The sequence below is a fragment of the Nocardia sp. NPDC004722 genome (assembly GCF_053601505.1).
This window is the reverse complement of sequence record NZ_JBSGBY010000982.1, coordinates 1-1,931: the sequence shown is the minus strand read 5'-3', so window position 1 is coordinate 1,931 and position 1,931 is coordinate 1. Positions and strand designations below refer to the sequence as shown.

Here is a 1,931-nt window from a genome sequence, read left to right as displayed (position 1 = left end):
CTACCGGGTCGAGACCGGCCGCCCCGGCACGCCCGCCGAGGTACACGGCGGCGTCGGCGCGCCGACCGTGTTCGCGGGCGCGGTCACGGTCCCGCTCGACAGTCTCCCGGTCGTGCAGGGCGGGCCGGAGGTCGTGGAACGGCTGCGCCGCGATCCGGCGACGCCCGCCGGGCCGATGCTGCTGGCCGCGGACGCGGCGGCGGCCGGGTTGCCCGCCGACGGGGTCACCATCACCGACACACCGATGGATCGGGAAACCGATTTCGGGCGCGTCGACAACCACAACTCGGCCTTGCGGGCCCCGGGCGATGCCCGCCGCACCCACAACCTGGTCCCGGACTATCCGGTGTACGGCGCGCAGTCGGTCGAGGGCGAATGGTCCGGCGCGACCATCACCGCCTCCAGTTCCGCCGGTGACGCCACCCAGCTGGGCGGGGCCGCCCCGGGCAGCTCCACCGCGGCCGTGGTGGACGGCGACCCGGCCACCGCGTGGATCTCCAATGGCGCGGAACACGCTGTGGGCCAATGGCTCCGGCTCGACCTGGACCGGCCGGTCAGCTCCGGGGTACTACGCCTGACCACCAGTGCCGCCGCTATCGGCAGCCCCGTGAAGTGGGTGGAGGTGGAGACCGCCAAGGGCACGGTGGCCGCGCGCATCACCGAACCCGGTACGCCGGTGCCGATCTCGCTGCCGCCCGGCGCCACCAACTGGATCAAGGTCACCGCCATGAACACCGAGGATGGCAGTGCCGGTGGGCAATTCGGGATCAGTGAGATCAGCGTGGACGACTACGCCGACCGCGACAACCCGGTGACGCTCGATATCCGGCACCGCACCGTGCTGCCGCCCGCCCCCGCGAACACCCCGGTGCGCGGGTGGGATCTGGGGCAGGAATTCCCCGGCCGCAGTGCGTGTTTCGACTCTCCCGACCGCATCCGGTGCAGCAAGGGCCTGGCGCTGGCCGCCGAGGAGCCCGGCCTGTTCGAACGCACCCTGCAAGTCCCGCAACCGCTCACGGTCACCCCGGACCTGATCGTGCACACCCGTCCGAGTCCGGCGCTGGAGGCGCTGCTCACCGATCCGGACCGTCCCATCGCGCGCGGGCAGGCCGATGTCGGCGACCCGCGCGGGTCCGCGCTCGCCGCCACCGACGGCGACCCGCGCACCACCTGGACCGCGCCGGAGACCGCCGTGCGCAATCCCGCGGGCGCGAAACCCACGCTCACCATCGAACTTCCGGCGCCGACCCTGGTGACCGGGCTGGAGGTGGCGGCCTCCCGCGGTGACCTGCCCGCCCATGCCACCTCGATCTCGGTGAATCTCGGGGACGGCCCGCAGGTGCGCGCGGTGAACCCGGATTCGGGCGCGGTCAGCCGGATCGAGCTGCATCCGTACGTCACCGATCGCATCGAGGTCAGCATCCAGACCTGGGATCCGGTACTCGACCGCACCGCACTGGGTTTCGCGCAGGAGCAGCCGCCGGGTCTGGCCGAGGTGAACGTGCTCGGCCCCGACTATCCCGCGCCCGCCGATCCGAACCGGCCGATCACCGTCGACTGCGCCCACGGACCCACCATCGCCGCCGCGGGCCGCACCCTGCACACCACGGTGACCGGCACCGCCGCCGAATTGCTCTCCGGCGCACCGCTGTCCGCGACCGTGTGCGCGGAGGACGGCACGGAGACCGGGGCACCGGCGAATGTCGACTCCGGCTTCGAAGTCCCGACCGGGCGAGTGGATGTCGCGGTCGCCCCGACCGAACTGTTCACGGTCGATGAACTGCGTCTCGACCGGACCCCGGCACTGCCGCCTGTCGCCGACCCGAACGGCACGACCGGAACCCAGGTGCTGGTGCTGCCGCTCAGCACGAATGTCGGCTGGCAGGCTCATACCGCCGCAGGTGCCACGTTGAAGCCGCTGGTGATCAATG

At 72.3% G+C, this 1,931-nt stretch carries 1 protein-coding gene; it reads left to right on the top strand.

Annotation, left to right across the window (positions count from 1 at the left end; translation table 11 throughout):
* The coding region (locus ACWELQ_RS44845) for an alpha-(1->3)-arabinofuranosyltransferase domain-containing protein (protein WP_452403049.1) at positions 1-1,931 on the top strand (1,931 nt) is incomplete at both ends.